Annotated in this window: 21 protein-coding genes and 1 riboswitch; of the genes, 8 read left to right on the forward strand and 13 right to left on the reverse strand. The window is 67.2% G+C overall.

Annotation, left to right across the window (positions count from 1 at the left end):
• From GOPIP_RS26150 to GOPIP_RS26175, 6 genes are all read right to left on the reverse strand, one after another.
• Positions 1–801, reverse strand: a complete 801-nt coding sequence (locus GOPIP_RS26150; RefSeq protein ID WP_035728892.1) for an HpcH/HpaI aldolase family protein — start codon at positions 799–801, stop codon at positions 1–3.
• Positions 786–1,571, reverse strand: a complete 786-nt coding sequence (gene hpaH, locus GOPIP_RS26155; RefSeq protein WP_006372887.1) for a 2-oxo-hept-4-ene-1,7-dioate hydratase — start codon at positions 1,569–1,571, stop codon at positions 786–788. Before hpaH ends, GOPIP_RS26150 begins: the two co-directional genes overlap by 16 nt.
• The gene (gene hpaD / locus GOPIP_RS26160) at positions 1,571–2,734 is read right to left on the reverse strand and encodes a 3,4-dihydroxyphenylacetate 2,3-dioxygenase (protein WP_006372888.1); all 1,164 of its coding nucleotides are present in this window, start codon (positions 2,732–2,734) and stop codon (positions 1,571–1,573) included. Before hpaD ends, hpaH begins: the two co-directional genes overlap by 1 nt.
• A gap of 77 nt (positions 2,735–2,811) precedes the next feature.
• The gene (hpaE, locus tag GOPIP_RS26165) at positions 2,812–4,329 is read right to left on the reverse strand and encodes a 5-carboxymethyl-2-hydroxymuconate semialdehyde dehydrogenase (protein WP_006372889.1); all 1,518 of its coding nucleotides are present in this window, start codon (positions 4,327–4,329) and stop codon (positions 2,812–2,814) included.
• 49 nt (positions 4,330–4,378) lie between these two features.
• On the reverse strand, positions 4,379–5,077 hold the full coding sequence (locus tag GOPIP_RS26170) for a GntR family transcriptional regulator (protein WP_006372890.1): 699 nt from the start codon (positions 5,075–5,077) through the stop codon (positions 4,379–4,381).
• Positions 5,074–6,525 (reverse strand): fumarylacetoacetate hydrolase family protein, encoded by a 1,452-nt coding sequence (locus GOPIP_RS26175; protein ID WP_035728898.1) that lies wholly within the window; start codon positions 6,523–6,525, stop codon positions 5,074–5,076. Before GOPIP_RS26175 ends, GOPIP_RS26170 begins: the two co-directional genes overlap by 4 nt.
• A 374-nt stretch (positions 6,526–6,899) precedes the next feature.
• Between GOPIP_RS26175 and GOPIP_RS26180 the strand changes: the two genes are divergently transcribed.
• Together GOPIP_RS26180 and GOPIP_RS26185 are read left to right on the forward strand one after the other, a co-directional pair.
• A complete protein-coding gene (locus GOPIP_RS26180) occupies positions 6,900–8,213 on the forward strand; it encodes an MFS transporter (RefSeq protein WP_006372892.1) in 1,314 nt (437 codons plus the stop codon).
• A 3-nt stretch (positions 8,214–8,216) separates the two neighbouring features.
• Positions 8,217–10,154: an FAD-binding monooxygenase gene (locus GOPIP_RS26185; RefSeq protein WP_006372893.1), complete on the forward strand. Its 1,938-nt coding sequence runs from the start codon at positions 8,217–8,219 to the stop codon at positions 10,152–10,154.
• Between the two features lie 80 nt (positions 10,155–10,234).
• On the opposite strand, the gene GOPIP_RS26190 is transcribed toward GOPIP_RS26185, so the two are convergent.
• The gene (locus tag GOPIP_RS26190; protein ID WP_006372894.1) at positions 10,235–10,828 is read right to left on the reverse strand and encodes a TetR/AcrR family transcriptional regulator; all 594 of its coding nucleotides are present in this window, start codon (positions 10,826–10,828) and stop codon (positions 10,235–10,237) included.
• A gap of 188 nt (positions 10,829–11,016) precedes the next feature.
• Between GOPIP_RS26190 and GOPIP_RS26195 the strand changes: the two genes are divergently transcribed.
• From GOPIP_RS26195 to GOPIP_RS26220, 6 genes are all read left to right on the forward strand, one after another.
• Entirely contained in the window at positions 11,017–12,987 is a 1,971-nt protein-coding gene (locus GOPIP_RS26195; protein WP_006372895.1) for a primary-amine oxidase, read from the forward strand.
• Between the two features lie 39 nt (positions 12,988–13,026).
• A complete protein-coding gene (locus tag GOPIP_RS26200; RefSeq protein WP_006372896.1) occupies positions 13,027–14,517 on the forward strand; it encodes an APC family permease in 1,491 nt (496 codons plus the stop codon).
• A 34-nt stretch (positions 14,518–14,551) separates the two neighbouring features.
• Positions 14,552–15,736, forward strand: coding sequence for an ornithine cyclodeaminase family protein (locus tag GOPIP_RS26205; RefSeq protein ID WP_006372897.1), 1,185 nt, complete (start codon positions 14,552–14,554; stop codon positions 15,734–15,736).
• 30 nt (positions 15,737–15,766) lie between these two features.
• Entirely contained in the window at positions 15,767–16,888 is a 1,122-nt protein-coding gene (solA, locus tag GOPIP_RS26210; RefSeq protein ID WP_006372898.1) for an N-methyl-L-tryptophan oxidase, read from the forward strand.
• A gap of 217 nt (positions 16,889–17,105) precedes the next feature.
• On the forward strand, positions 17,106–18,782 hold the full coding sequence (locus GOPIP_RS26215; protein WP_006372899.1) for a thiamine pyrophosphate-dependent enzyme: 1,677 nt from the start codon (positions 17,106–17,108) through the stop codon (positions 18,780–18,782).
• A gap of 61 nt (positions 18,783–18,843) precedes the next feature.
• Entirely contained in the window at positions 18,844–19,347 is a 504-nt protein-coding gene (locus GOPIP_RS26220) for an Lrp/AsnC family transcriptional regulator (RefSeq protein WP_006372900.1), read from the forward strand.
• Between the two features lie 18 nt (positions 19,348–19,365).
• Here the strand turns inward: GOPIP_RS26220 and GOPIP_RS26225 are convergent, their stop codons facing one another.
• From GOPIP_RS26225 to GOPIP_RS26250, 6 genes are all read right to left on the reverse strand, one after another.
• Positions 19,366–19,995, reverse strand: coding sequence for a pyridoxamine 5'-phosphate oxidase family protein (locus GOPIP_RS26225; protein WP_006372901.1), 630 nt, complete (start codon positions 19,993–19,995; stop codon positions 19,366–19,368).
• 92 nt (positions 19,996–20,087) lie between these two features.
• Positions 20,088–21,320 carry an amidohydrolase gene (locus GOPIP_RS26230; protein WP_006372902.1) on the reverse strand — a complete coding sequence of 411 codons (1,233 nt, stop codon included), beginning with the start codon at positions 21,318–21,320 and terminating at the stop codon, positions 20,088–20,090.
• 10 nt (positions 21,321–21,330) lie between these two features.
• A complete protein-coding gene (locus GOPIP_RS29220; RefSeq protein WP_020170594.1) occupies positions 21,331–21,477 on the reverse strand; it encodes a hypothetical protein in 147 nt (48 codons plus the stop codon).
• A 219-nt stretch (positions 21,478–21,696) separates the two neighbouring features.
• Positions 21,697–22,065: a fluoride efflux transporter CrcB gene (crcB, locus tag GOPIP_RS26240; protein ID WP_006372903.1), complete on the reverse strand. Its 369-nt coding sequence runs from the start codon at positions 22,063–22,065 to the stop codon at positions 21,697–21,699.
• Positions 22,062–22,565: a fluoride efflux transporter CrcB gene (gene crcB / locus GOPIP_RS26245; protein WP_006372904.1), complete on the reverse strand. Its 504-nt coding sequence runs from the start codon at positions 22,563–22,565 to the stop codon at positions 22,062–22,064. Before crcB (GOPIP_RS26245) ends, crcB (GOPIP_RS26240) begins: the two co-directional genes overlap by 4 nt.
• A 20-nt stretch (positions 22,566–22,585) precedes the next feature.
• Positions 22,586–22,661: riboswitch (Fluoride riboswitch) on the reverse strand.
• Positions 22,662–22,663: 2 nt separating this feature from the next.
• Positions 22,664–23,662: an FUSC family protein gene (locus GOPIP_RS26250; protein WP_006372905.1), complete on the reverse strand. Its 999-nt coding sequence runs from the start codon at positions 23,660–23,662 to the stop codon at positions 22,664–22,666.
• Between the last annotated feature and the right edge of the window lie 14 nt (positions 23,663–23,676).

Consider the following 23,676-nt stretch of genomic DNA (forward strand, 5'->3'; position numbering starts at 1 on the left):
TCAATAACTGACGGGGTGCGGTTCGTCGGCACCGATGAAGTCGGCGGCCAACGCCTCCGACCCGCGGGCCAGCAGCGCGGCGTCGGCGCCGACGAGCACGAACGTCGCGCCCGCAGCGACGTAGTCGCGGGCCTGGTCGGCGACGAAGGCGTTGACACCGAACGGTTTTCCGGCGGCACGCACTCCGTCGAACGCCGTGTGCACAGCGGCGACGACATCGGGATGGGTTTGCGCGCCGAGCAGACCCATCGACGCCGCGAGATCGCTCGGACCGACGAACACACCGTCGATACCCGGTGTCTCGGCGATCGCTCGGGCGTGCTCGACGGCCTCGATGCTCTCGATCTGCACGAACACCGACACGTGATCGGCGCCGTCGGCGAGGTAGTCGGGCACCCGATTCCACCGGGCCGACCGTGCCAGGGCACTGCCGACACCGCGCCGACCGACGGGCGGATACTGTGCGGCGGCGGCGATCTGTCGAGCCTGCTCGGCGTCGGAGACCATCGGTACGAGGATGTTCTGCGCACCGAGATCGAGAACCTGTTTGATGACGACGGCGTCGCCCACTGGTACCCGCACCATCGTTGTACACCGATATCCCGACACCGCATACAGCTGTGCGAGAACCGATTCGAGGCCGTTGGGTGCGTGTTCCATGTCGATCAGCAGCCAGTCGAGGCCGGAACCGGCCATGATCTCGGCGGCCACCGGTGAGCCGATGGTGATCCAGCCGCCATAGAGCGCGCGATCGGCGGCGTCGAGCGCCTCGCGCATGGTCGGCCTCAGCTGAATCGGCATGTCACCGTCCCCATCCGGCCGTAGTCGGCGAGCACCGTGTCGCCGGCATGCACCCACATCGGACGGGTGAACGAGCCGGCGAGCACGATCTCCCCCGCCTCCAGCCGATCCCCATGTGCGGCAAGCTTGTCGGCGAGCCACGCCACGCCGGTGGCCGGGTGGTTGAGCACGGCGGCGGCCACACCGGACTCCTCGATGGTCTCGTTGCGATACAGCAGCGCCGACACCCACCGCAGGTCGATCTCGTTCGGCTTGATGGGGTTTCCGCCGTAGACCATGCCGCCCATGGCGGCGTTGTCGCTGATGGTGTCGACGATGGTGCGACCCGCCATCTCGATGCGGGAGCTGAGGATCTCCAATGCCGGCACCACGTATTCGGTGGCCCGAAGCACGTCGAAGATCGTCGCGTTCGAGCCGTCGAGCGCCGACCCGAGCACGAATGCCAACTCCACCTCGATACGGACGTTGGAGAACCGGCCGTGATCGATCACCGAGCCGTTCTCGAACACCATGTCGTCGAAGATCGCGCCGTAGTCGGGTTCGGTGATACCGGTGGCGACCTGCATCACCTTGCTCGTCAGGCCGATCTTGCGTCCCACTGGACGACGCCCGGCGGCGATCCCGCGCCGGCGCCACTCGTTCTGCACCGCATAGGAATCCTCGACGGTCATCTCCGGGTGGCGTGCGGTCAGCAATGGGATCGTCGTCCGATCCCGTTCTGCGGCAGCGAGTTCGTCGGCGATCTCGGTGATCGTCTGGGCGGACAGCATCAGAGCTGTGCACCCAGCTTGTACTCGCCCTGCTTCCACTCGGGCATCTGTCCCTCGTCATCCTTGCGGGTGTAGGAGAAGCCGTCGGCGCCGATGGTCACCGCCATCTCCGAGTCGTCGGTGCGGGTGAGCACCGGCTGCGGGTTGCCGTCGAGGTCGAGCACCAGCGAGGCGTCGGTGTACCAGCTCGGCACCACCGGGTTGCCCCAGAAGTCGCGGCGCTGGTTGTCGTGGACATCCCAGGTGACGACGGGGTTGTCGGGGTCGCCGGTGTAGTAGTCCTGGGTGTAGATCTCCACCCGATGACCGTCCGGGTCGCGCAGGTAGAGGTAGAACGCATTCGACACACCGTGGCGGCCGGGACCGCGTTCGATCGCGTCGGAGCGGCGCAAGCCGCCGAGCTTGTCGCAGATCGCCAGGATGTTGTGCTTCTCGTGGGTGGCGAAGGCGACGTGATGCATCCGCGGTCCGTCGCCACCGGTGGCGGCGGTGTCGTGCACCGTCGGCTTGCGTCGCATCCACGCGGCGTACACGGTGCCCTTGTCGTCCTGGATGTCCTCGGTGACCCGGAAGCCCAGATCCTGATAGTGGCGGACCGCGCGTGGCACATCGGGGGTGACCTGGTTGAAGTGGTCCAGACGCACCAGCTCGCCCGGACAGTGCAGGTCGTAGCGCCACGACATCCGCTCGACGTGATCGGTCTGGTAGAAGAACTCGTACGGGAACCCGAGCGGATCCTCCACGCGCACCGAGTCGCCGATGCCCTTGACGAATCCCTGCGCCCGACGTTCCACGCGGCAACCGATCTCGGTGTAGAACGCGACCGCCTTGTCGAGGTCTTCGGGACTGCGTACCCGGTAGGAGAAGACGGCCACCGCGGCCACCGGACCCTTGCGGAGCACGAGGTTGTGGTGGATGAACTCCTCGGTGGAGCGCAGGTAGATCGCCTCGTCGTCCTCCTCGGTGACATAGAGCCCGAGGATGTCGACATAGAACTGACGCGATGCGGCCAGGTCGGTGACGACGATCTCCATGTAGGCGCACCGCAGGATGTCCGGCGGCGCGGACTGCGGGGTGGAGACGGGATTGTCGGAGCGGATGGGGGCTTCCTGCGAGACGTAGTAGCCCGACGAGGTCAGGGTCATCTCTTCGCGAGCGGTCATGGGTGGCGTCCTTGCCTGGGTCGAGAGGGGTTGGCGGATCGAGGGGTCGGGAACGAAAGCTTCTGGTGCGGTGGGGATTACTGCTTGCCGAAGGTCGGGTTGTGGACCTTGCCGAGGGTGATGTGCACGGCCTGCTGATCGGTGTAGAAGTCAATCGAGCGGTAGCCGCCCTCGTGGCCGAGGCCGGAGGCCTTGACACCACCGAACGGGGTGCGCAGATCGCGGACGTTGTTCGAGTTGAGCCACACCATGCCGGCCTCCACGGCCTGCGAGAAGTTGTGGGCCCGCTTGAGGTCATTGGTCCAGATGTAGGCGGCCAGACCGTATTTCACGCCGTTGGCCAGCGCGAGAGCTTCCTCGTCGGAGTCGAATGGGGTGATCGCGACGACCGGACCGAAGATCTCCTCCTGGAAGATCCGCGCATCGGGGGCGACGTCGGCGAACACGGTGGGGGCCACGAAGTTGCCGGTGTCGAAGCCCTCCGGCCGACCACCACCGGCGACGAGGCGTCCCTCGGACTTGCCGAGTTCGACGTAGCTCATCACCTTCTCGTAGTGCTCGGGGTGCACGAGCGCACCAACCTCGGTGGTCTTCTCGTGCGGATATCCGACGACGACCCGTTTGGCCTGTGCCGCATACCGTTCCACGAACTCGTCGTAGACCGAGCGCTCGACGAGGATGCGACTGCCTGCGGTGCAGCGCTCACCGTTGAGGGAGAACACACCGAAGATGGTGGCGTCGATCGCGGCGTCGAGGTCGGCGTCGGCGAAGACCACCGCCGGACTCTTACCGCCCAGTTCCATGGACAGGCCCTTGAGGTACGGGGCCGCGTTGCCGAAGATGAGCTGCCCGGTGCGACTTTCGCCGGTGAACGAGATCAACGGCACCTCAGGGTGTTTCACCAATGCGTCACCGGCGTCCTCACCCAATCCGTTGACGAGGTTGAACACGCCCTGCGGCAGTCCTGCCTCCTCGAAGATGCCGGCCCACAACGACGCCGAGAGCGGTGTGAACTCGGCGGGCTTGAGCACCACGGTGTTTCCGGTGGCCAGCGCGGGACCGAGCTTCCACGACTCGAGCATGAACGGGGTGTTCCACGGGGTGATCAGACCGGCGACGCCGATCGGCTTGCGATTGACGTAGTTGATCTGCCTACCGGGCACCTTGTAGGTGTCGTCGGACTGGGCGACGATCAGGTCGGCAAAGAACCGGAAGTTCTCCGCGGCGCGGCGGGCCTGACCGAGGGCCTGGGTGATCGGCAGCCCGGAATCGAAGGACTCCAGTTCAGCCAGCCGCGCATCACGGGATTCGACGATGTCGGCGATCCGGTGCAGTACCCGCGCACGTTCGCGCGGCAGCATCGTCGGCCACGGGCCGTCGGTGAAGGCGGCACGTGCGGCGGCCACGGCCAGATCGATGTCGGACTTCTTGCCGGCAGCGGCCTGCACATAGGTCTCGTTCGACACCGGGTCGAGGACATCGAAGGTGTCGCCGTCGACCGAGTCGACGAACGCTCCGCCGATGTAATGCTGGATGCGCGGGGGCAAATCGGCCGGGACGTGACCGGTCACCGGTGAGCTCACCGTGTTCGTCATGGTTTCTCCGTTTCGGGGGGTCGGGGGTCCGGATATGGACCGGGAAGAACTAGAAGGCCGGTAGGCCCAGGGTTTCGTCGGGGTGTTCGTGGACCAGGTAGGCGTCGAGGGTGGCCGCGCGGTGACGCCGCGCGACCTTCTCGATCTCGCCGAGCGGCGCACCGATCTCGATGAGCCGCACGATGTTCTCGTGTTCACGGACCGACTCCTGTGCCCGGCCGGGCACGAAGGAGAACGTCGAGGCGCGCAGGTGCCCGAGTCGGGCCCATTCGGCTTCGACGAGGGTGACCATCCGCGGGTTGGTGCACTTGGAGAACAGGGTCGCGTGGAACTCCTGGTTCAGCGCGGTGAACAGACCCGGATCGAAGTGACCAAGCGATTCGATCATGCGCTCGTTGATGTCGCGCGCCTTGCGCAGATCGTCCTCGCTGAGCCGACGGGCGGCCAGCGCGGTGGCCGCACCCTCCAGGATCGACAACGCCTGCATGCTCTCGCGATACTGCGAGTCGTCGACCATCGACACCTGGGCGCCGACGTTGGTCTCGAAGGTGACCAGGCCCTCGGCCTCGAGTTGGCGGATCGCCTCGCGCACCGGTACCACGCTCATGTCCAGGCTCTTGGCGATGGTGCTCAACACCAGCCGGTAGCCGGGCGTGTACTCCTGTCGCGCGATGCGCTCCTTGATCCAGTGGTAGGCGATCTGCGACTTGCTGCGGCTCGGATTACCCTGGCCGGGTTGCTCACTCATCGATTCGCCTTCCATTCGAGATAGCGGGCTTTCCACTGCGCGTTGGGCGGGAACAGTCCGTCGACCGGGTGTCCGGCCGCGACCTGCTCGGCCACCCAGGCGTCCTGCTCCTCCTGGGCGAGCGCGGCGTCGGCGACCTCGGCGGCGATGGCCGGCGGGATGACGATCACGCCGTCGTCGTCACCGACGATGATGTCGCCGGGTTGGATCGTGGCACCGCCGCACGCGATGGTCAGGTCGTGATCCCAGGGCACGTGCTTGCGGCCGAGGACCGCCGGATGCGGTCCGGCGGTGAACACCGGTAGACCGATCTCGGCGACCGCGGCGTAGTCGCGTACCCCGCCGTCGGTGACGATGCCCTCGGCGCCAAGGGTTTTCGCGCGGATCGCCAGGATGTCACCGAGGGTGCCCGATCCGGTCTCGCCGCGCGCCTCGATGACGATCACCTCACCCGGGCCGACGGCGTCGAAGGTCTGTTTCTGCGCGTTGTATCCTCCGCCGTGGGAGTCGAACAGGTCTTCACGGTTGGGCACGAAGCGCAGGGTCTTGGCGGTGCCGACGATCTTGGTTCCTCGGGTCTGCGCGCGCACGCCGTCGATGGAGACGTTGTCGAGGCCGCGCTTGCGTAGTTGTCCGGACAGACCGGCGACCGGCACTCGCGTCAGTTTCTCGCGCAACTCGTCGGTGAGGACCGGCCCGGCGGGTGCCGGTAGTCCGGCCGCCTGCGCCGAGCCCCACGCCTCGGCGCGCTGGGTGTCGTCGACGGCCGGCAGCGACCCGAGGTCGGCGTCGAATCCGTTGTCGCCCTGCACCACTGTGGTGACGAGCCGACCGGAGGTCGGCCCGCCGGGAACGTCGACCTCGACCTCGACGACATCTCCGGGACCGATGACCGAGGAGCCGGCCGGGGTGCCGGTGAGGATCACATCGCCGCGTTCGAGGGTGAAATGCTGCGAGAGATCGGCGACGATCTGGGCCGGCGAGAAGAACATTCCCGCCGTCGAATCATCTTGCGCCAGGCGACCGTTCACCCAGGTACGAATGCGGATCGCGTTCGGGTCCACCGCGCGGGCGTCGATGAGGTCCGGGCCGAGCGGGGTGAATCCGTCGCCACCCTTGGACCGGACGTTGGAGCCCTTGTCGGCCGCCCGCAGGTCGTAGAGTCCGAGGTCGTTGGCGGCGGTGACGGCGGCGACGTGATCCCACGCCTGCGCGAGGCCGACCCGGCGGGCCGGGGTTCCGATGACCAGCGCCACCTCCCCTTCGAAGGCGAGCAACTCGGTGCCGAGCGGTCGCTCGACGGTACCGCCGGTCGCCGCCACCGAACTCGAGGGCTTGAAGAAGTACGACGGCTGTGCCGGTCGCCGCCCGCGCTGCTGCGCACGCGAGGTGTAGCTGAGATGGACCGCGATGATCTTGCCGGGTGTGCCGATGGCGGGTACGGCCACCGATGCCGCGGAACCCGATACTGCAGAACCCGATACTGCGGAACCGTCCCGGTGCGCGGGCTGGTGCTGGTCGGTCGTCACGGATGTCCTCTCCGTCGGCAGGATCGTATATGAAAACGTATCTTGCGAGCGATATACGAGATCGTATATGGTCTGAGACACAGAGCGCAAGTGATCCAGATCGCAGCGACTCGAGACCGTGGCCCCGGCCACCAGGACGCCCCGCGCGGGCGACCCCCCTGGCCCTCGCCGCACCGACTGCCGCACCGGGCATCTCACCGAACACCGGGAATGCCAGAGAAGGAGCCCCCATGAACGCCCCTCCCCGAACCGCATCACCGGCCGTGGTGGTGACCGAAAAGGATCGTCGCCGAGTGGTTTTCGCCACCGTCGTCGGCACCACCGTCGAGTGGTACGACTTCTTCGTCTACGCGGTGGCCGCGGGCCTGGTCTTCGGCGAATTGTTCTTCAAGCCCGCAGGCCCCGGGGTCGCGACCATCCTGTCGTTCCTCACGGTCGGCATCAGCTTCCTGTTCCGCCCGCTCGGTGCATTCCTGGCCGGACACTACGGTGACCGCTACGGTCGGCGCGTGGTCCTGATGGTGACCCTGGCCCTGATGGGCGTGGCAACCACCCTGGTCGGGCTTCTGCCCACCTATGCCGCCATCGGCATCGCGGCACCGATCCTGCTGATCACCCTGCGCATCCTGCAGGGCATCTCGGCCGGCGGCGAATGGGGCGGTGCGGTGTTGATGGCCGTCGAGCACGCCCCGGACCGCAAACGCGGTGTCTTCGGCGCCTCCCCGCAGGTCGGGGTGCCGCTGGGCATGCTGCTGGCCTCCGGAGTGATGGCCCTGATGGCCGTCCTCGCCCCCGGCGACTCTTTCGAGACGTGGGGGTGGCGCATCCCGTTCCTGCTGTCGTTCGTCCTGATCCTCATCGGTCACTTCATCCGTCGCCGCGTCGAGGAGAGTCCGGTGTTCCTCGAAATCGCCGAACGCCGTGAGGAGACCAAGACCCCGATCGTCGAGCTGTTCCGCAAGCACGCCGGACTGGTGCTCGTCGCCGCACTCGTCTTCGCCGGCAACAGCGCCGTCGGGTACATGACCACCGGCGGATACCTGCAGAGTTATGCCACCAATCCCGACGGTCCGGTCGGCCTGTCGCGCGGTCCGGTGCTGCTCGCGGTCGCCGGGTCGGCGGCCACCTGGCTGCTGTTCACCCTGATCGGGGCTCGCGTCAGTGATCGCATCGGCCGCCGCTCCACCTACCTGATCGGCTGGGTCCTGCTGCTGGCGGCGCTGCTCCCACTGTTCCCGCTCGTCGACACGGGCAACGTGTGGCTGATGTTCTGCGGCCTGGCCCTGCTGACCGTCGGCCTCGGCTTCACCTACGGCCCCCAGGCCGCCCTCTACGCCGAGCTCTTCCCGGCGTCGATCCGGTTCTCCGGCGTCTCGATCTCCTACGCGATCGGCGCCATCATCGGTGGTGCGTTCGCGCCCACGATCGCCGCGGCACTCATGCGCGCCACCGGCACCACGACCTCGATCGTCATCTACCTCGCGATCATGGCCGCCATCAGTCTTGTTGCCACACTGACGCTTCGGGACCGTACCGGAATCCCGCTCGGCCCCGACCACGAAGCACAACAATCCATCAGTCCCATCCGAGGAATGGCGAGGGCCTAGACAATGCAGTTCCATCACCACGGCTATGTGTCCACCGACCCGCGGGTCCAACCCGCCGCGGGGACCGGCCTCGACCGGCCCGACGAACTCCCCGATGAGGTCGACGTCCTCATCGTCGGCACCGGTCCCGCCGGCATGATCACCGCCGCGCAACTCGCCCAGTTCCCCGACGTCACCACCCGCATCGTCGAACGCAGGCCGGGACGACTGGCGATCGGGCAGGCCGACGGCATCCAGGCGCGCAGCGTGGAGACCTTCCAGGCGTTCGGTTTCGCCGAATCGATCATCGCCGAGGCCTACCGGATCACCGAGATGGCGTTCTGGAAGCCCGATCCCAACGATCCGTCACGAATCGTGCGCGCCGCGCGCACCCCCGACGATGCGGCCGGCATCTCGGAGTTCCCACACCTGATCGTCAATCAGGCCCGAGTCCTGGACTACTTCGCCGAGTCGATGGCCAACGCGCCGACCCGGATGACGCCGGACTTCGGCTACGAGTTCGTCGGCCTCGAGATCACCCAGGGTGAGCAGTACCCGGTGACGGTGACCCTGCGCCACACCGCGGGCGAACAGGACGGCCAGACGCGCACGGTGCGCGCGAAGTACGTCGTCGGTTCCGACGGCGCGCACAGTCGCGTGCGTGACGCGATCGGCTGCACACCACACGGCGACAAGGCCTTTCACGCCTGGGGTGTGATGGATGTGCTGGCCGACACCGACTTCCCCGATATCCGTACCAAGTGCGCGATCCAGTCCGGCTCCGGCGGGTCCATCCTGCACATCCCCCGCGAGGGCGGTTTCCTGTTCCGCATGTACGTCGATCTCGGCGAGGTCCCCGCCGACGACAACGGCAGGATTCGCACGACGAGCATCACCGAGATCATCCGACAGGCCAACGAGATCCTGCATCCCTACACCCTCGACGTGAAAAACGTTGCCTGGCATAGTGTCTACGAGGTCGGTCACCGGGTCACCGATCGGTTTGACGACGTCGACGTCGAGCAGATCGGCACCCGCACCCCGCGGGTGTTCATCACCGGCGATGCGTGCCACACCCACAGCGCCAAGGCGGGACAGGGCATGAACGTCTCGATGCAGGACGGCTTCAACATCGGTTGGAAGCTCGGTCACGTGCTCTCCGGTCGTGCGCCGGAGGAACTGCTGAGCACGTATTCGGCCGAGCGGCAGGTGATTGCGCAGAACCTGATCGACTTCGACCGCGAATGGTCGTCGATGATGGCCAAACGTCCCGAGGAGTTCGACTCACCGTCGGAGCTGGAGGACTTCTACGTCAAGACCGCCGAATTCCCGGCCGGTTTCATGACGCAGTACTCGCCGTCGATGATCATCGCCGACGCCACCCACCAGGATCTCGCGACCGGCTTCCCGATCGGCAAACGGTTCAAATCCGCGCCCGTGGTCCGCGTCGGCGATGCCAATCCGGTCCAGCTGGGCCATCACCACCGAGCCGACGGGCGCTGGCGGATCTACGCGTTCGCCGCCGATCCGTCCGCCGGCATGAACAACGCCGCACCCGATGTGTCGGCTCTCGACGACTGGGCCACCTGGCTGGCCACCGATCCGGAGTCACCGGTGGTGCGTCATACCCCCGCCGGCGCCGACCTCGACTCGGTGTTCGACGTCAAGGTGATCTACCAGCACGATCACACCCGCGTCGACCTCAACGCGGTGCCGAAGATCTTTCTGCCCAAGGTGGGACCGTTCCAGATCACCGACTACGAGAAGGTCTACGCGACCGACCCGCACGTCGACATCTTCGCCGAGCGTGGCATCGACCGCCGCGGAGCCGTCGTCGTGGTGCGCCCGGATCAGTATGTGGCGCACGTTCTCCCGCTCTCCGCCCGTGCGGAGCTCGCGGACTTCTTCGCCCGCAACCTGCTGCCCGCCAACACATCCGCACGTGCCAAGGAGTCGGTGTGACCACCCGCGCCGACACCGACACCGATGCTGCCTGCCCGCTCGGTGCCGGCACCCACCCGTTCGCCTGACATGTCCGCCGCCTACCCAGCAGTGCGCAACTCCTCGAGCCATCGCTCGAACATCTCGTCCTGCCGGGCGGGCGGTAACGACTCGGGTGTGAGCACGGCCATCACCTGCATCCCCATCAACAGGGTCAGCAGGGTGTCGGCGGCCAGTGCGGTGTCCGCCGACGCCAGTTCGCCGTCGGACACCGCCTGGTCGAGAAACCCGACCATCTGCGTACGCCACATCTGCCACGACTCGGCGTTGACCTTCTTCATCACCGGGTCATACATGGCGTGCTCCCACAGCGTCGTGGCGATCCGCGCCTCGAGCAGGGCCTCCTCGGTGCGGGGCATGATCTCGCCACACAGGATGCGCAGCGCGTCGAGACCCCGCGCGTCGCCCATCAACCGCGCCACGCGATCGTTGGTGGCCAGCGAGACGTGCTCGTAGGCCCGCCGGATCACCTCGTCCTTGTTCGCGAAGTAATAGCCCAGCACCCCGTTCGCGTAGCCGGCCTCCTCGGCGATCATGCGCATACTCACCGCGCTGATCCCCCGGGACGCGATCAACCGCCACACCACGGCGATGATCTCCCGGCGCCGCTCGTCGTGATCGACCACCTTGGGCACGTCCGCCCTCACCTCCTGGTGGCCTCACCACCGTCCGCCTCGTTCGGCGCATCCCGCGCCGGATCCACGCCCGTTACAGGGTACGTAACACAAAACGCACACACCGGAAACAACTCGTGCCTACTATTTCCTACAACCGTAGGAAAAACGATTCCGGTTGCGGCACACCATCTTGAACGGAGACACCGATGGCCGTCAGTCCTGACACCGTGGACCATCCCCTGTCCATGCCCACCGCCGCGGAGATCGACGATGTCACCGCGATCCTGAGGGCGGCCGAACTCGTCAGCGATACGAGCCGCTTCGCCTATGTCGGGCTCGTGGAACCCGCGAAGGCGCAGCTGTACCGCGACGCGCCCGTGTCGGCGCACCGACGCTTCCGGGTGCTGCTGCTCGACCCCACCACGTCCGAATCCCTCGACGCCGTTGTCGACGTCACCGACCGAGACGTGGTGTCGCACCGCGTACTCGACACCGCCGTGGATGGTCAGGTGCCCGTGCTCGACGAGGAGTTCGGGCTCGTCGAGGAGGTCCTCGCCACCGACGAGCGATGGCTGGCAGCGCTCGCCACCCGCGACCTCGATGTGGCGCAGGTCCGCGTCGCACCCCTCTCGGCGGGCGTCTTCGACTATCCGGGTGAGGAGGGCCGTCGCATCCTGCGGGGACTGGCCTTCTGGCAGCCCGAGCCCACCGACCACCCGTGGGCACACCCGATCGACGGGTTGGTCGCCTTCGTCGACGTCACGGCACGAGAGGTCCTGCAGATCCTCGACCTGGGCGTGGTGCCGATCCCGCAGGAGTCCGGCAACTTCGCCGATCCCGAGGTCACCGGCCCGCTGCGCACGACGCAGAAGCCCATCGCCATCACCCAACCGCAGGGTCCGAGCTTCGCCGTCACCGGAAACCTCGTCGAGTGGGAGAAGTGGAGTCTGCGAGTCGGTTTCGACGCCCGCGAAGGTCTCGTCCTGCATCAGATCGGCTTCACCGACGGCGGTCGGGTGCGTCCGATCATCCACCGCGCGTCGATCGCGGAGATGGTTGTGCCCTACGGCGATCCGTCGCCGGTGCGTTCGTGGCAGAACTACTTCGACACCGGCGAATACCTCGTCGGGCGTTACGCCAATGCCCTCGAACTCGGTTGCGACTGCGTCGGCGACATCACCTACTTCGATGCGGTCATCGCCGACGAGAGCGGCGCCCCGCACACGCTGCGAAACGCGGTGTGCATGCACGAGGAGGATTACGGCATCCTCTGGAAGCACACCGACCTGTGGGCCGGCTCCCACGAGACCCGCAGACAACGGCGTCTGGTCATCTCGTTCTTCACCACCATCGGCAATTACGACTACGGCTTCTTCTGGTACCTCTACCTCGACGGGACGATCCAATTCGAGGTCAAGGCAACGGGAATCGTGTTCACCTCCGCCTACCCCGGCGACGAGTACCCGTACTCCTCGCAGATCGCCCCCGGACTCGGCGCTCCGTATCACCAGCACCTGTTCAGCGCCCGGCTCGACATGATGGTCGACGACGATGCCAACAGTGTCGAGGAACTGCAGAGCGTCCGGGTCCCGATGGGAGACGGCAATCCGCACGGCAACGCCTTCACCCTGTCGAAGACGTTGCTGCGCACCGAATCCGAGGCGCAACGTGACGCCGACAACACCGTCGGCCGGGTCTGGCACGTCACCAACCCCGGGATGCGGAACCGACTCGGCCATCCGGTCGCCTATGCGTTGCTCCCGGAGGGCCGCCAGACCCTGCTGGCCGACGACGGATCGTCGATCGCCCGTCGCGCCGCATTCGCCACCAAACATCTGTGGGTGACACCGTTCGACGCCGACGAGCTCTATGCCGCAGGCGATCTGGTGAACCAGCACCCCGGGGGCTCGGGCCTACCCGCGTTCGTGCACGGTGACCGCAGCGTCGAGAACACCGACATCGTCGTGTGGCACACCTTCGGTCTCACGCATTATCCGCGCCCGGAGGACTGGCCCATCATGCCCGTCGACTACACCGGCTTCACCCTCAAACCGGTCGGCTTCTTCGACCGCAACCCCACCCTCGACGTCCCCGCCTCGAGTGCCTCCTGCAACACCTCATCCTCCTGCGACACCTCAGACAGCGCCGCCACCGACGACTCCCCCTGCCACGGCTGACCTTTCGATCTCTCCCACCCCGATCTCCCTGGAGTTCCCATGACCACCGAGCACCCGGCGCCGAGCCCCGCCGCGACCTCCACCACATCCACCCGAGAACAACATCAACTCCGGCGCGGCAGCCTCGGCGTTTTCGGGGTCACGTTCTTCGTGATCTCCGCCGCGGCACCGCTGACCGCGATGGCCGGCGGTGCGCCCGTGGCCATGCTGCTGGGCAACGGCCCCGGCGTGCCCGGCGCCTACATCGTCGCCGTACTCACCCTGCTCGTCTTCGCCGTCGGCTACACCACCATGGCCCGCCACCACACCAGCACCGGCGCGTTCTACTCCTACGTGACCCGTGGTCTGCGCCAGCAATTCGGTGGGGCGGCAGCCTATCTCGCGCTGCTCAGTTACAACGCGATGCAGATCGGCCTGTGGGGTCTGTTCGGCGCCGCGGTCACCGGATTCGTCAGCGACGAATTCGGGGTGTCCATCGACTGGTGGGTGTTCGTCCTGATCGGCATCGCCATCGTCGCGGTGCTCGGCTATCGCCAGATCGATCTGTCGGTGAAGGTGCTCTCGGTGCTGGTGGCCGCGGAGTTCCTGGTGGTGATCGTGCTGGCGATCGTCATCGCGGTCAAGGGCGGCGATTTCGGGACGACGTCGCTGAGCGTCACCCCGCTCACGCCGAGCTCCCTCACGTCCGGCTCGCTACCGATCGCCTTGCTGTTCTGCTTCGCGTCCTTCGTTGGTTTCGAGGCCACCGCCATCTACAGCGAGGAAGCCAAGGACCCCAAGCGCACGGTGCCGCGGGCGACGTTCCTCGCCGTGATCACCATCGGCGTGGTCTACACCGCCGTCACGTTCCTGATGGTCAACGGTGCGGGGGTGGGCAACATCCCCGGCTACATCGCGAAACTGGCCGACCCGACGACGTTCCTGTTCGATCTCTCTAACTCCTACATCGGCTCCTGGTTCACCACCATCATGCGACTGCTGTTCATCACCAGCGTGTTCGCCGCGGTGCTGGCCTTCCACAACGCCGTCGCCCGCTACACCTATGCGCTCGGACGCGAGGGACTGCTGCCCGAGCAGGCCGGTCGCACCCACCGCACGCATCAGAGCCCGCACGTCGGGTCGGTGGCCCAGACCACCGTCGCGGTGATCGTGGTCGCGATCTTCGCCCTCGCCGGCCAGGACCCGGTGCTGGCACTGTTCACCTGGCTGACCAACCTCGGCACGCTCGGCGTGATCGCCTTGATGGCCGCGTCGTCGTTCGCCGTGGTCGCCTTCTTCCTGCGCCACCGCGACCTCGAACGGAACCTGTTGCGCACCTTGGTTGCTCCGCTGGTGGCCGGTATCGCCCTGATCGCGATCCTGTGGTACGCCATCGCCAACTTCGGGCTGCTCATCAGTTCGGGCGGAATCCTCGTCTGGCTGCTCCCGGCCCTGCTGCTCGTCGCCGCGGTCCTCGGGGCGGGTGCCTCCCTGGTGCTCCGCTCACGCTCACCGCAGCTCTACGCCGAGATGGGGCGCCACCGTGAGTGAGACAGCAATCGTGAACACGACAGCGACCACGCCGATGGTGTCGAAACCCCCTGCCCTGCACCAGATCACCACCGAGGACCGCCCGATGACCACCCGGATCGACTTCCGCTATCTCTCCGAACCCGACATGATCGCCGCCGGGGTCACCGACATGCCCGCCTGCGTCGACGCCATGGAGGAGACCTTCGTGTTGCTACACAAGGGCGATTACCGCATGGCCGGCCCCAACAGCGACTCACACGGTGCGATGATCACCTTCCCCGACGAGTCGCCGTTCGAGGGCATGCCCGCCAACACCGCCGACCGCCGGTTCATGGCGATGCCCGCCTACCTCGGCGGCAGCTTCGGTACCAGCGGCATGAAGTGGTACGGCTCCAATGTCGCCAACCGCGACAAGGGCTTACCGCGCTCGATCCTGATGTTCATGCTCAACGACACCGACACCGGCGCGCCGCTGGCGCTGATGTCGGCGAACCTGTTGTCGGCGTATCGGACCGGCGCGGTCCCCGGAGTCGGCGCGCGCCACCTGGCGCCCCCGGACTCGCGGGTGGTCGGCATCGTCGGTCCCGGAGTGATGGCCCGCACGTCGTTGTCGGCGTTCGTCGCCACCTGCCCGATGATCGACACCCTCAAGATCAAGGGCCGCAGCCGGAGCAGTATCGACGCCTTCACCGCCTGGGTGCGCGACGAATTCCCGCAGATCACCACGATTCTGGAGGTCGAGACGCTCGGCGAGGCCGTCCACGATTCCGACATCGTCACCTTCTGCACGACCGGGGTCACCGGCGATCCCGCCACCTATCCCACGATCCGCCGCGAGGACGTGAAACCGGGTGCTTTCCTGAGCATGCCCGCCCCCTGCAACATCGACGCCGGCATGCAGACACCCGATGTCCGCAAGGTGGTCGACAACGTCCGCCTCTACGAAGCATGGGCCGAGGAGACCGGGCACCCGTCGCACCACACCATCCCGATCATCGGATGCAAGTTCATGGACATGATCCATGACGGTGCAATGGCCGCCGACGACCTCGTGGATCTCGGTGCCGTCGCCGCAGGCGACGCCGTCGGGCGCCGCTCCGACGACGAGATCGTCGTGTTCTCGGTCGGCGGGATGCCCGTCGAGGATGTCGCCTGGGGCACCGTCATCTATCGCAACGCCGTCGCCAAGGGCATCGGCACCATCCTCAACCTCTGGGACTCACCGGCCCTGGCCTGAGTCATCCTCTACCCGAAGGACATTCACATCATGGAGACCGACGTCGTCGTCATCGGCCTGGGTTCGGCAGGATCAATGGCGCTGTGGCAGTTGGCCAAACGAGGCGTACGCACCATCGGCGTCGAACAATTCGGGATCGGGCACGCCCGCGGCTCGTATGCCGGTGATTCACGCCTGTTCCGATCGGCCGTGCACGAGGGTCCGCGCTTCGTCCCGATGCTCGCCCGCGCGCGTGAGCTGTGGTTCGAGTTGGAGCACGACTCGGGCCGGCACCTCTACGACGAGTGCGGCGCCCTGCAGATCGGCGACGCGGGCTCCGGCGGACTGCTCAAGTCGATCGCGTCGGCCGAACAGTTCGACCTCCCGCACGAGATCCTCGACGCGGCCGCACTGCGCTCGCGCTACCCGCAACACCGCGTCGACGACCACACCGTCGCCGTCCTCGATCACCGCGCCGGCAGCCTCTATCCGGAAGCGAGCGTGATGGCCGCCGTGGAGACCGCGAAATCCCATGGTGCGCAGGTACTCACGAACACCGAGGTGATCGACTTCGATGAGGCGGGCGGACGTCTGCAGATCATCACCGATCACGGCACGATCGCCTGCGACAAGGTCGTCGTGGCGACCGGATCGTGGACGACCCGCCTGCGCCCGGATCTCAAGGGATTCCTCTCGATCATCCCGCTGTCGCTGACCTGGTTCATGCCCCGCCACCCGCAGATGTTCACCCCGGAGCGCTTCCCGGTCTTCATCCGCGACGAGGACGGGGTACACCTCTACGGCACCCCCAGCCACGACTCGTACAGCATCAAGGTCGCGACCGAGCCCCTCTGGCCCGCCATCGGCTCCCCCGACGAGGTGCCCGAGTTCAGTCGCGCCGACCTCACCCGGATCGGCAGTTGGGCCGCGAACTTCCTTCCCGACCTCAATCCCGAACCGGTGAAGTACTCGATGCACCACGAGCTGTGTACTCCCGGCGATCTACCGCTGGTGGATCTCGACGCCGACACCGGGATGCTGCTGCTCACCGCGTTCTCCGGGCGTGGTTTCAAGTTCGCCCCCGTCTACGGGCAGATCGCCGCCGACCTCATCACCGGAACACCCACCGACCTCTACGATCCCTCGTTCGCGTTGTCGGCGCAGCATCGATGAGCATGCCCGCCCGGGACCCGGCAGGTTGTATAGATCAGAGGCGGTGATGCTGCTCGATCTGCACAGGATCGCCAGTTGTCGCCACCACTGTTGACCGCCTCCACGTGGCGTTGTTACCTCGAACACACCGTTGTCTGCAGCACATCTGTCTGCAGCACATCTGTCTCCAGCGCATCTGTCTCCAGCGCATCAGGGTTCGAGCGGAAGGACGCCACCGATGACCATCACCGCACCGAGCAGCCACCCGATCACCGAGACGCGACACCCGATCGCCACCCCGCGCACCACTGCGGAGGTACTCGTCGACGGGCTCGTCGCACACGGCGTCGACACAGTGTTCGGCATCCCCGGGGTCCAGACCTACCCGTTGTTCGAGGCGCTCGGCAACGCCTCGGACACCATCGACCTGATCACGCCGCGTCACGAGCAGACTTGCGCCTACATGGCATTGGGGTATGCACAGTCCACCGGACGCCTCGGGGTGTGCTCGGTGGTGCCCGGGCCCGGAATCCTCAACGCCTCGGCCGGCCTGCTCACCGCGATGGGCACCAGCACACCGGTACTCGCCCTCACCGGCGAGATCCCCTCGGACTACCTCGGACGGGGTTTCGGCCACGTCCACGAGATGCCCGATCAACTCGCCACCCTGCGCGGCGTCACCAAACACGCCGAGCTGCTGCTCGATCCCGAGAACGCCGCAACCGTTCTGGCGGTATCGATTCGGACAGCGCTCCAGGGCCGGCCGGGCCCGACGGCAATCGCCACACCGTGGGACGTGCTACCCCGGCAGGTACGCGTCGACGATGTGGCTCCGCTCGAGATCTCCCGTCCTGCAGTCGATTCGCGCGACATCGACGCCGCAGCCGCACTCATCGCCACGGCACGCGCGCCGATGATCCTCGTCGGTGGCGGCGCCCGGGAGGCCGGCCCGCAGGTACGGGCGCTGGCCGAGACCTGTGGCGCGCCGGTGGTGGCCTTCCGCGGCGGCAAGGGCGTCGTCGGCGACTCGTCACCCTACGGCTTCACCTGTGCCGACGGCCTCGCCCGCTGGCCCGACACCGATCTGGTGATCATCGTCGGGTCCCGCGCCGAGCTGCTCTGGTTCCGCTGGCCGACCCCGGACGTCGACGTTCCCCGCGTGGTCATCGACATCGATCCGGCCGTCCACACCCGGCTGCATCCGACGGTGGCGATCACCGCCGACGCCCGGGACGCGACCGCCGATCTGGTCGACCGCCTGAATGCCGGCGGGCGGCAACGAGTCGACCGCACAACCGAATTCGCCGCGATCAAACGCCGGACGCGCAGTGAGATCACCGAGTGGCTGCAGCCACACGCCGATCATCTCGCGGCGATCCGGCGAGCGGTACCCACCGACGGTTATCTCGTCGACGAGGTGTCGCAGATGGGTTTCGCCGCGTGCTTCGGCTTTCCGGTCGGCGCGCCCCGCCACTTCATCACCACCGGGCACCAGAGCACCCTGGGGTACGGCTTTCCCACGGCTTTGGGAGTCAAGGCGGCTCATCGTGATTCCGTGGTCGTCTCGGTGACCGGTGACGGTGGCTTCCAGTTCGCGATCGCCGAGCTGGCCACCGCGGTCCAGTATCGGCTCGGCGTCGTGGTGGTCGTCTTCGACAACGCGGCCTTCGGCAACGTCAAGGCCGATCAGATCCGCCGCTACGGCCACGCCGTCGGCGCGGATCTGCACAATCCCGATTTCGCCGCCGTCGCCACCGCGTATGGCGCACAAGGGGTTCGGGCCGAGTCACCGGAGGAGCTCGAAGCGGCGATCACCGCCGCCGCGGGCCGCGATGTGCCGACGGTGGTCGTCGTGCCGATGCCGCTGAGCACCGAGATCACGCCCTGGCGCTACCTCATGCGAACCACTGCCTGAGCGGTCGACGACCCCTAGACTGGCCGCAACTGGTCATCTCGACCAGCTGGAAGGGCACGCAATGGACGGAGTTCAGCTCGACGACATCGATTTCGCGCTGCTCGAGTCGCTGCATCGGGACCCGCAGATCGGGGTTCTCGAAACGTCGCGGCGGATCCGGGTGGCGCGCGCCACCGTGCAGTCCCGCCTGGCGAAGCTCGAGGACGCCGGGATCATCGCCGGATATCACCCGCATCTCGATGTCGCGGCCGCCGGTTTCGACGTCCAGTGCTTCGTCCAGCTCGAAACGGTGCAGGGTGAGCTGAGTACCGTCACCGCGGCGTTGTCGGCGATTCCCGGTGTACTCGAGGCGTTCGCCACCACCGGTGCCAGTGATGTGCTGTGCCGGGTCGCGGCCGCCTCGCACAAGGATTTGCAGGAGACCTTGCTCGAGATCGGCCGGTCACCGTCGGTCGCGCGCTCCATCAGCATCGTCGTGCTGTCGGAGATCGTGCCCTATCGGGCTCTGCCACTGCTGCGCACCGCGCGCTCGGACCGTACACCCCGTGCTCCCGGATACCGGTGAAGAATCCCGGGAATGCGCTCAGTACAACAACTTTCGGTAATTGCTCTCGGCATAGCGCTCCTGCAGGGCCACCTCGTCGAGTTCGGGCATGAGTTTCTTGGTCATCTGCGCGGTGCTCGGCAGGTCGTCGGGATGCCACGTCTCCGGCCGCCACAGATCCGACCGCAGGAAAGCCTTGGCGCAGTGGAAGAACACCTCCTCCACGGTGATCTCCAGCGCCAGGATCGGTCGGCGACCCTTGACGGCGAGCTCATCGAAATAGGTGCCGCCGCTGTCGTCGTCGGCGCCGTCGACGATGCGTGCGGTCCCGTTGACCCGCAACGTGTCCCCGCGTCCCGGGATGATGGCGATGGTTCCCACGTGCGGATTGCGCAGGATGTTGAGGTAACCGTCGACGCGTTTGTTGCCGGGACGTTCGGGGATGACGATGGTGTGCTCGTCGAGGACGTGCACCACCTTGCCGGGCGGATCACCCTTGGGTGAGACGTCCATCCGGCCCTGCTCGTCGGAGGTGGCCACGAACAGCATCGGCGAGGCTGCCAGCCACTCGACGTGCACCGGCTCGAGCGCGGACTTGACCTTCTTGACCACCATCTCGATGGGATGACCGACGATCGCGCGCAACTGTTCTTCGGTGGTGATCTCCATGTCGCCATGCTCCCAGATCGCCTCACACCTGCCCAGCGGTTTCCTGACCTCACGAGTTCCTGCCCTGCGGGCTTCCCGCAACTGCCGGGCGGTCAGGTGGTGGGCCGCAGCCATGCGAGGGCTGCGGCGACGAGTGCGCTGACCCCGTGCGAGAGGGTCGGTTGGATCACCGGTGCGAATTGCGGCGAGTGATTGGACGGCAGCCCGGCGACCACCGCCGCGATCTCCTCGACGCTGCCGGCACCGGCGAACAACGCCGGATCGGCGCCGCCCAGCAGCCAGTACGCACAGGGCGCGTCGGCCGCATGGGCGAAGTGACCGACGTCCTCGCTGCCGGTCACCACTCCGGGATCGACCACCATCACCCCGGGAACGTCCGAGAACGCCTTCCGTACCGTGTCACACGCGCCGGGATCGTTGACCAGCGCCGGGAACGACTCGGCGATCCGGATCTCCGGGTCACGACGGCCGCCGGCAGCCATCGTCTCCGCTTGCGCGAGAACGCGAATGCGTTCGAGGACGGTCTCGCGTACGTCCGGGTCGAAACTGCGTACGCTCACCGCGAGTTCGGCGCGGTCGGCGATGATGTTGGGAGCTGTGCCCGCGTGCAGCGATCCGACCGTCACCACCGCGGTCTCCGTGGGCGGCAGGGTCCTCGACACGATGGTCTGCAGACGCATGACCAAGGAGGACGCCATGACGACCGGGTCGATCGTCGTCTCCGGGCGTGAGCCGTGCCCGCCGACGCCGTGCAACACCACCGACACGCTGTCGGCCGCGGCAAACGAGACCCCGTCGTGAACACCGAGCAGCCCGGCCGGCAGCGGCGCGACATGTTGTCCGAGAACCACATCCGGCGTGCCGAATCGGCCGAAGAGGTCGTCGTCGACCATGGCGCGCGCCCCGCTGCCGAGCTCTTCTGCGGGTTGGAACACCAGGATCAGGCATCCGCGCCACGTGGCGTCGGCGGCGAGGTCGTAGGCCGCGCCGATCAGGCAACTGGTGTGGACGTCATGGCCGCAGGCGTGCATCAACGGGGTGCTCGTCCCGTCGGCGTGGGTGCCGACCGCGGTGCTGGCGTAGTCGAGTCCGGTCTGTTCCTGCACGGGCAGGGCGTCCATGTCGGCGCGCAACAGAACCGTCGGGCCCGCTCCGCGTGTCAGTACTCCGACGACCCCGGTTCCGCCGATCCCCTCGGCCACCACGTATCCCGCGGCGCGCAGGTGGGCGGCGGCGATACCGGCCGTGCGTGTCTCGGTGAAGGCGAGTTCGGGGTGGCGGTGCAGGTCCCGATACAGCGTCGGCACGTCGATGGTGGTGGTCATGGGCACTCCTTCAATCCTGCGGTTCGCCGACCTCGGTGTCGGCGGGGACCACGAGCAGCGGTACCTCGCGCCGGCCGATCATCCGGTGCGCGACGGATTGTCCGAGCGCCGAATCGAGCACCGACATCAGTCCCCCGCGCGGGCTGCCGATCGCCACGAGCAGTGCCGAATACTCGTCGGCGACCGCTGCGAGCAGGTCGGCCGCCGACCAGCGCGGTTCGTGCGGTCACCGACGGCGTGGGCCCGTGACGTCGTCGACGCAGCGGCCCGGTGTCCTCGGAACCTCGGTCCTCGGAATTTCGGTTGTGGGAACCTCGGTTGTGGGAACCTCGGTGGTGGGAATAGCGGTTTCGGTCGTTGTTGCTCATCGCGCTCCTCAGATCGCCCACATCAGGGCCAGCCCGGCTGCACATGCGGTCACCGAGGCGACCACCGAGCCGACCGCGTTGGCCATCGCGAGCATTCCGTGCCGCTGCTGGGCGAGCCGAATCGTCTCCACCGATGCGGTGCTGAATGTCGTGTATCCGCCACAGAATCCGGTCCCGACGACGGCTTGCAACCCGGTCGGCGCCCCGTGCGAGATCACCAGCCCGGCGAGCATTCCCAACACCAACGACCCGGTCACGTTGATGACGACCGTGGCCCACGGAAACGTCGTCGATCGCCATCGTTTGATGTTGCCGTCGACGACGAACCGGGCGACCGCGCCGAGGGCACCCGCCAGCAGGATCGCGATCACCGTCATGCGACCTCACCTCCCCGGCCCCGTAGAGCGGCACCGGCGAGCGCGATACCGGCCCAGGCGCACAGGATTCCGCCGACCACGCTGACTGCTGCGTACGCGATCGCGGTGCCCGGCGCGCCGTGGTGTCCGAGTTGAGCGGTTTCCAGGGCGAAGGAGCTATAGGTGGTGTACGAACCGCAGAATCCGGTGCCGACGAGCACCCGAACGCGTCGTCGCCATCCCTCGTCCGGCCCGGCCAGGGCGAGTACCTCGAGCAGCGCGCCCAAGACGAGGGAACCGCTGAGGTTGATGCCGAATGTGGCCCACGGCCAACCGGTTCCGTGGGCCGGGAACAACTCCTCGAGCAGGTAACGCATCCCGGTACCGGCAATACCGCCGAGAAAGACCAGCGCGAGCGCTCCCGGCTGCAGATGCAGGGGCCGTGGAGCCGGGCTGTCGGGGTCGACGGGACGAGGAGCTGGTGGATTCGAGGTCGGTTCGGGGTGTGGGGGTGCGCCCATGACAGAACTCCTTTCCGGCAATCGGAACAGGAGCCATCAGCCTTGTCGGCGGTTCGGGCCGGCGCGGCCCGGGCGAGATCCATCACCCGCGGCCGATGCTACTCGACGTCCGTCGAATCCGGGTGCAGGCGTCGGCGCAGGAGCGGAACACCCACACCGACCACCGCCGCGACCGCGAGACCGAGAAGCGTCTCGCCGACGCGCTCACCGAAGCGTCCGGGTGCGGTTCCGGTGGTCGCCGCACCGAGCATGAGGATGACCAGAAAGGTGGTGAAGGTCGGCAGAATGTACCATCGGCTGCCGCGGGTGCCCGCCGCCGCGGCGAGCACCACCCCGACCACGATCGCCAGCGACCAGGCAGGGGCATGGTCGACGAGTACGACGGCGGCCGCACCGCCGGTCACCACTGACACGAAACGCCCGGCGGTCCGCCACAGTTGCAGATCAGCATCCGGCCTCATGACCAGAAGCGCTGCCGCGCAGGCCCATCCGACGTGATCGAAGCCGGAGGCGAATCCGATGCCCGCGGTGATCGCCCCCACCACACCGACGAGCAGGCCATACTGCATCCCCGGCACCCGCGGCCCCGGCCCACCGCCGGGCCCGTCCGGGACGAGACGCTCCGGGATGACGACGGCGACGACGAACGCGGCGAGGCCACCGAGGAGGAACAGTCCGGTGATCCGCAGGCCGACGGCCACACCGTCGGAGCTCAGGCCCACCCCGATCAGCGGTGGCGCCATGATCGTCAGCAGCATCGACAGTCGCGGACGTCGCAGTGCGGGCGCCGACCACACGGCCAGCACCGGCAACACCGCCATCACCGCCACGGCGAGGACCGGGAAGGGAGCGACAGCGGAACCGAGGATGATCGGGACCCCGAGAACCAGTCCGGCTGCCACGATCACGAGCCGGGAGCGTCGGGCATGCGGTACGCCCACCACCAGCGCCGGGATCATGCCGACCGCCAGGGCAGCGCCGGCGCCCACGTCGACCAGTGCCGTCACGACGATCGCCGGGATACCCGCCACGAGTGCGGCCACGGCCGGCAGCCAGTTCCAGACGAACAGTGGCGGGCGGGCGCTGTCGGGAGCCACCCGCTCACCCTAGC

It is taken from the genome of Gordonia polyisoprenivorans NBRC 16320 = JCM 10675, from assembly GCF_000241325.1.
GTDB classification, from domain to species: Bacteria; Actinomycetota; Actinomycetes; order Mycobacteriales; family Mycobacteriaceae; genus Gordonia; species Gordonia polyisoprenivorans.

Excerpts from the sequence above, each read along its gene's own strand:
- GOPIP_RS26205 (WP_006372897.1), top strand. The coding sequence starts at position 14,552 with ATGGTGTCGAAACCCCCTGCCCTGCACCAGATCACCACCGAGGACCGC.
- GOPIP_RS26200 (WP_006372896.1), top strand. The coding sequence starts at position 13,027 with ATGACCACCGAGCACCCGGCGCCGAGCCCCGCCGCGACCTCCACCACA.
- GOPIP_RS26170 (WP_006372890.1), bottom strand. The coding sequence starts at position 5,077 with ATGAGTGAGCAACCCGGCCAGGGTAATCCGAGCCGCAGCAAGTCGCAG.
- crcB (WP_006372903.1), bottom strand. The coding sequence starts at position 22,065 with ATGACGGTGATCGCGATCCTGCTGGCGGGTGCCCTCGGCGCGGTCGCC.
- hpaD (WP_006372888.1), bottom strand. The coding sequence starts at position 2,734 with ATGACCGCTCGCGAAGAGATGACCCTGACCTCGTCGGGCTACTACGTC.
- hpaH (WP_006372887.1), bottom strand. The coding sequence starts at position 1,571 with ATGCTGTCCGCCCAGACGATCACCGAGATCGCCGACGAACTCGCTGCC.
- GOPIP_RS26195 (WP_006372895.1), top strand. The coding sequence starts at position 11,017 with ATGGCCGTCAGTCCTGACACCGTGGACCATCCCCTGTCCATGCCCACC.
- GOPIP_RS26230 (WP_006372902.1), bottom strand. The coding sequence starts at position 21,320 with ATGACCACCACCATCGACGTGCCGACGCTGTATCGGGACCTGCACCGC.
- crcB (WP_006372904.1), bottom strand. The coding sequence starts at position 22,565 with ATGGGCGCACCCCCACACCCCGAACCGACCTCGAATCCACCAGCTCCT.
- solA (WP_006372898.1), top strand. The coding sequence starts at position 15,767 with ATGGAGACCGACGTCGTCGTCATCGGCCTGGGTTCGGCAGGATCAATG.
- hpaE (WP_006372889.1), bottom strand. The coding sequence starts at position 4,329 with ATGACGAACACGGTGAGCTCACCGGTGACCGGTCACGTCCCGGCCGAT.
- GOPIP_RS26225 (WP_006372901.1), bottom strand. The coding sequence starts at position 19,995 with ATGGAGATCACCACCGAAGAACAGTTGCGCGCGATCGTCGGTCATCCC.
- GOPIP_RS26215 (WP_006372899.1), top strand. The coding sequence starts at position 17,106 with ATGACCATCACCGCACCGAGCAGCCACCCGATCACCGAGACGCGACAC.
- GOPIP_RS26220 (WP_006372900.1), top strand. The coding sequence starts at position 18,844 with ATGGACGGAGTTCAGCTCGACGACATCGATTTCGCGCTGCTCGAGTCG.
- GOPIP_RS26185 (WP_006372893.1), top strand. The coding sequence starts at position 8,217 with ATGCAGTTCCATCACCACGGCTATGTGTCCACCGACCCGCGGGTCCAA.
- GOPIP_RS26150 (WP_035728892.1), bottom strand. The coding sequence starts at position 801 with ATGCCGATTCAGCTGAGGCCGACCATGCGCGAGGCGCTCGACGCCGCC.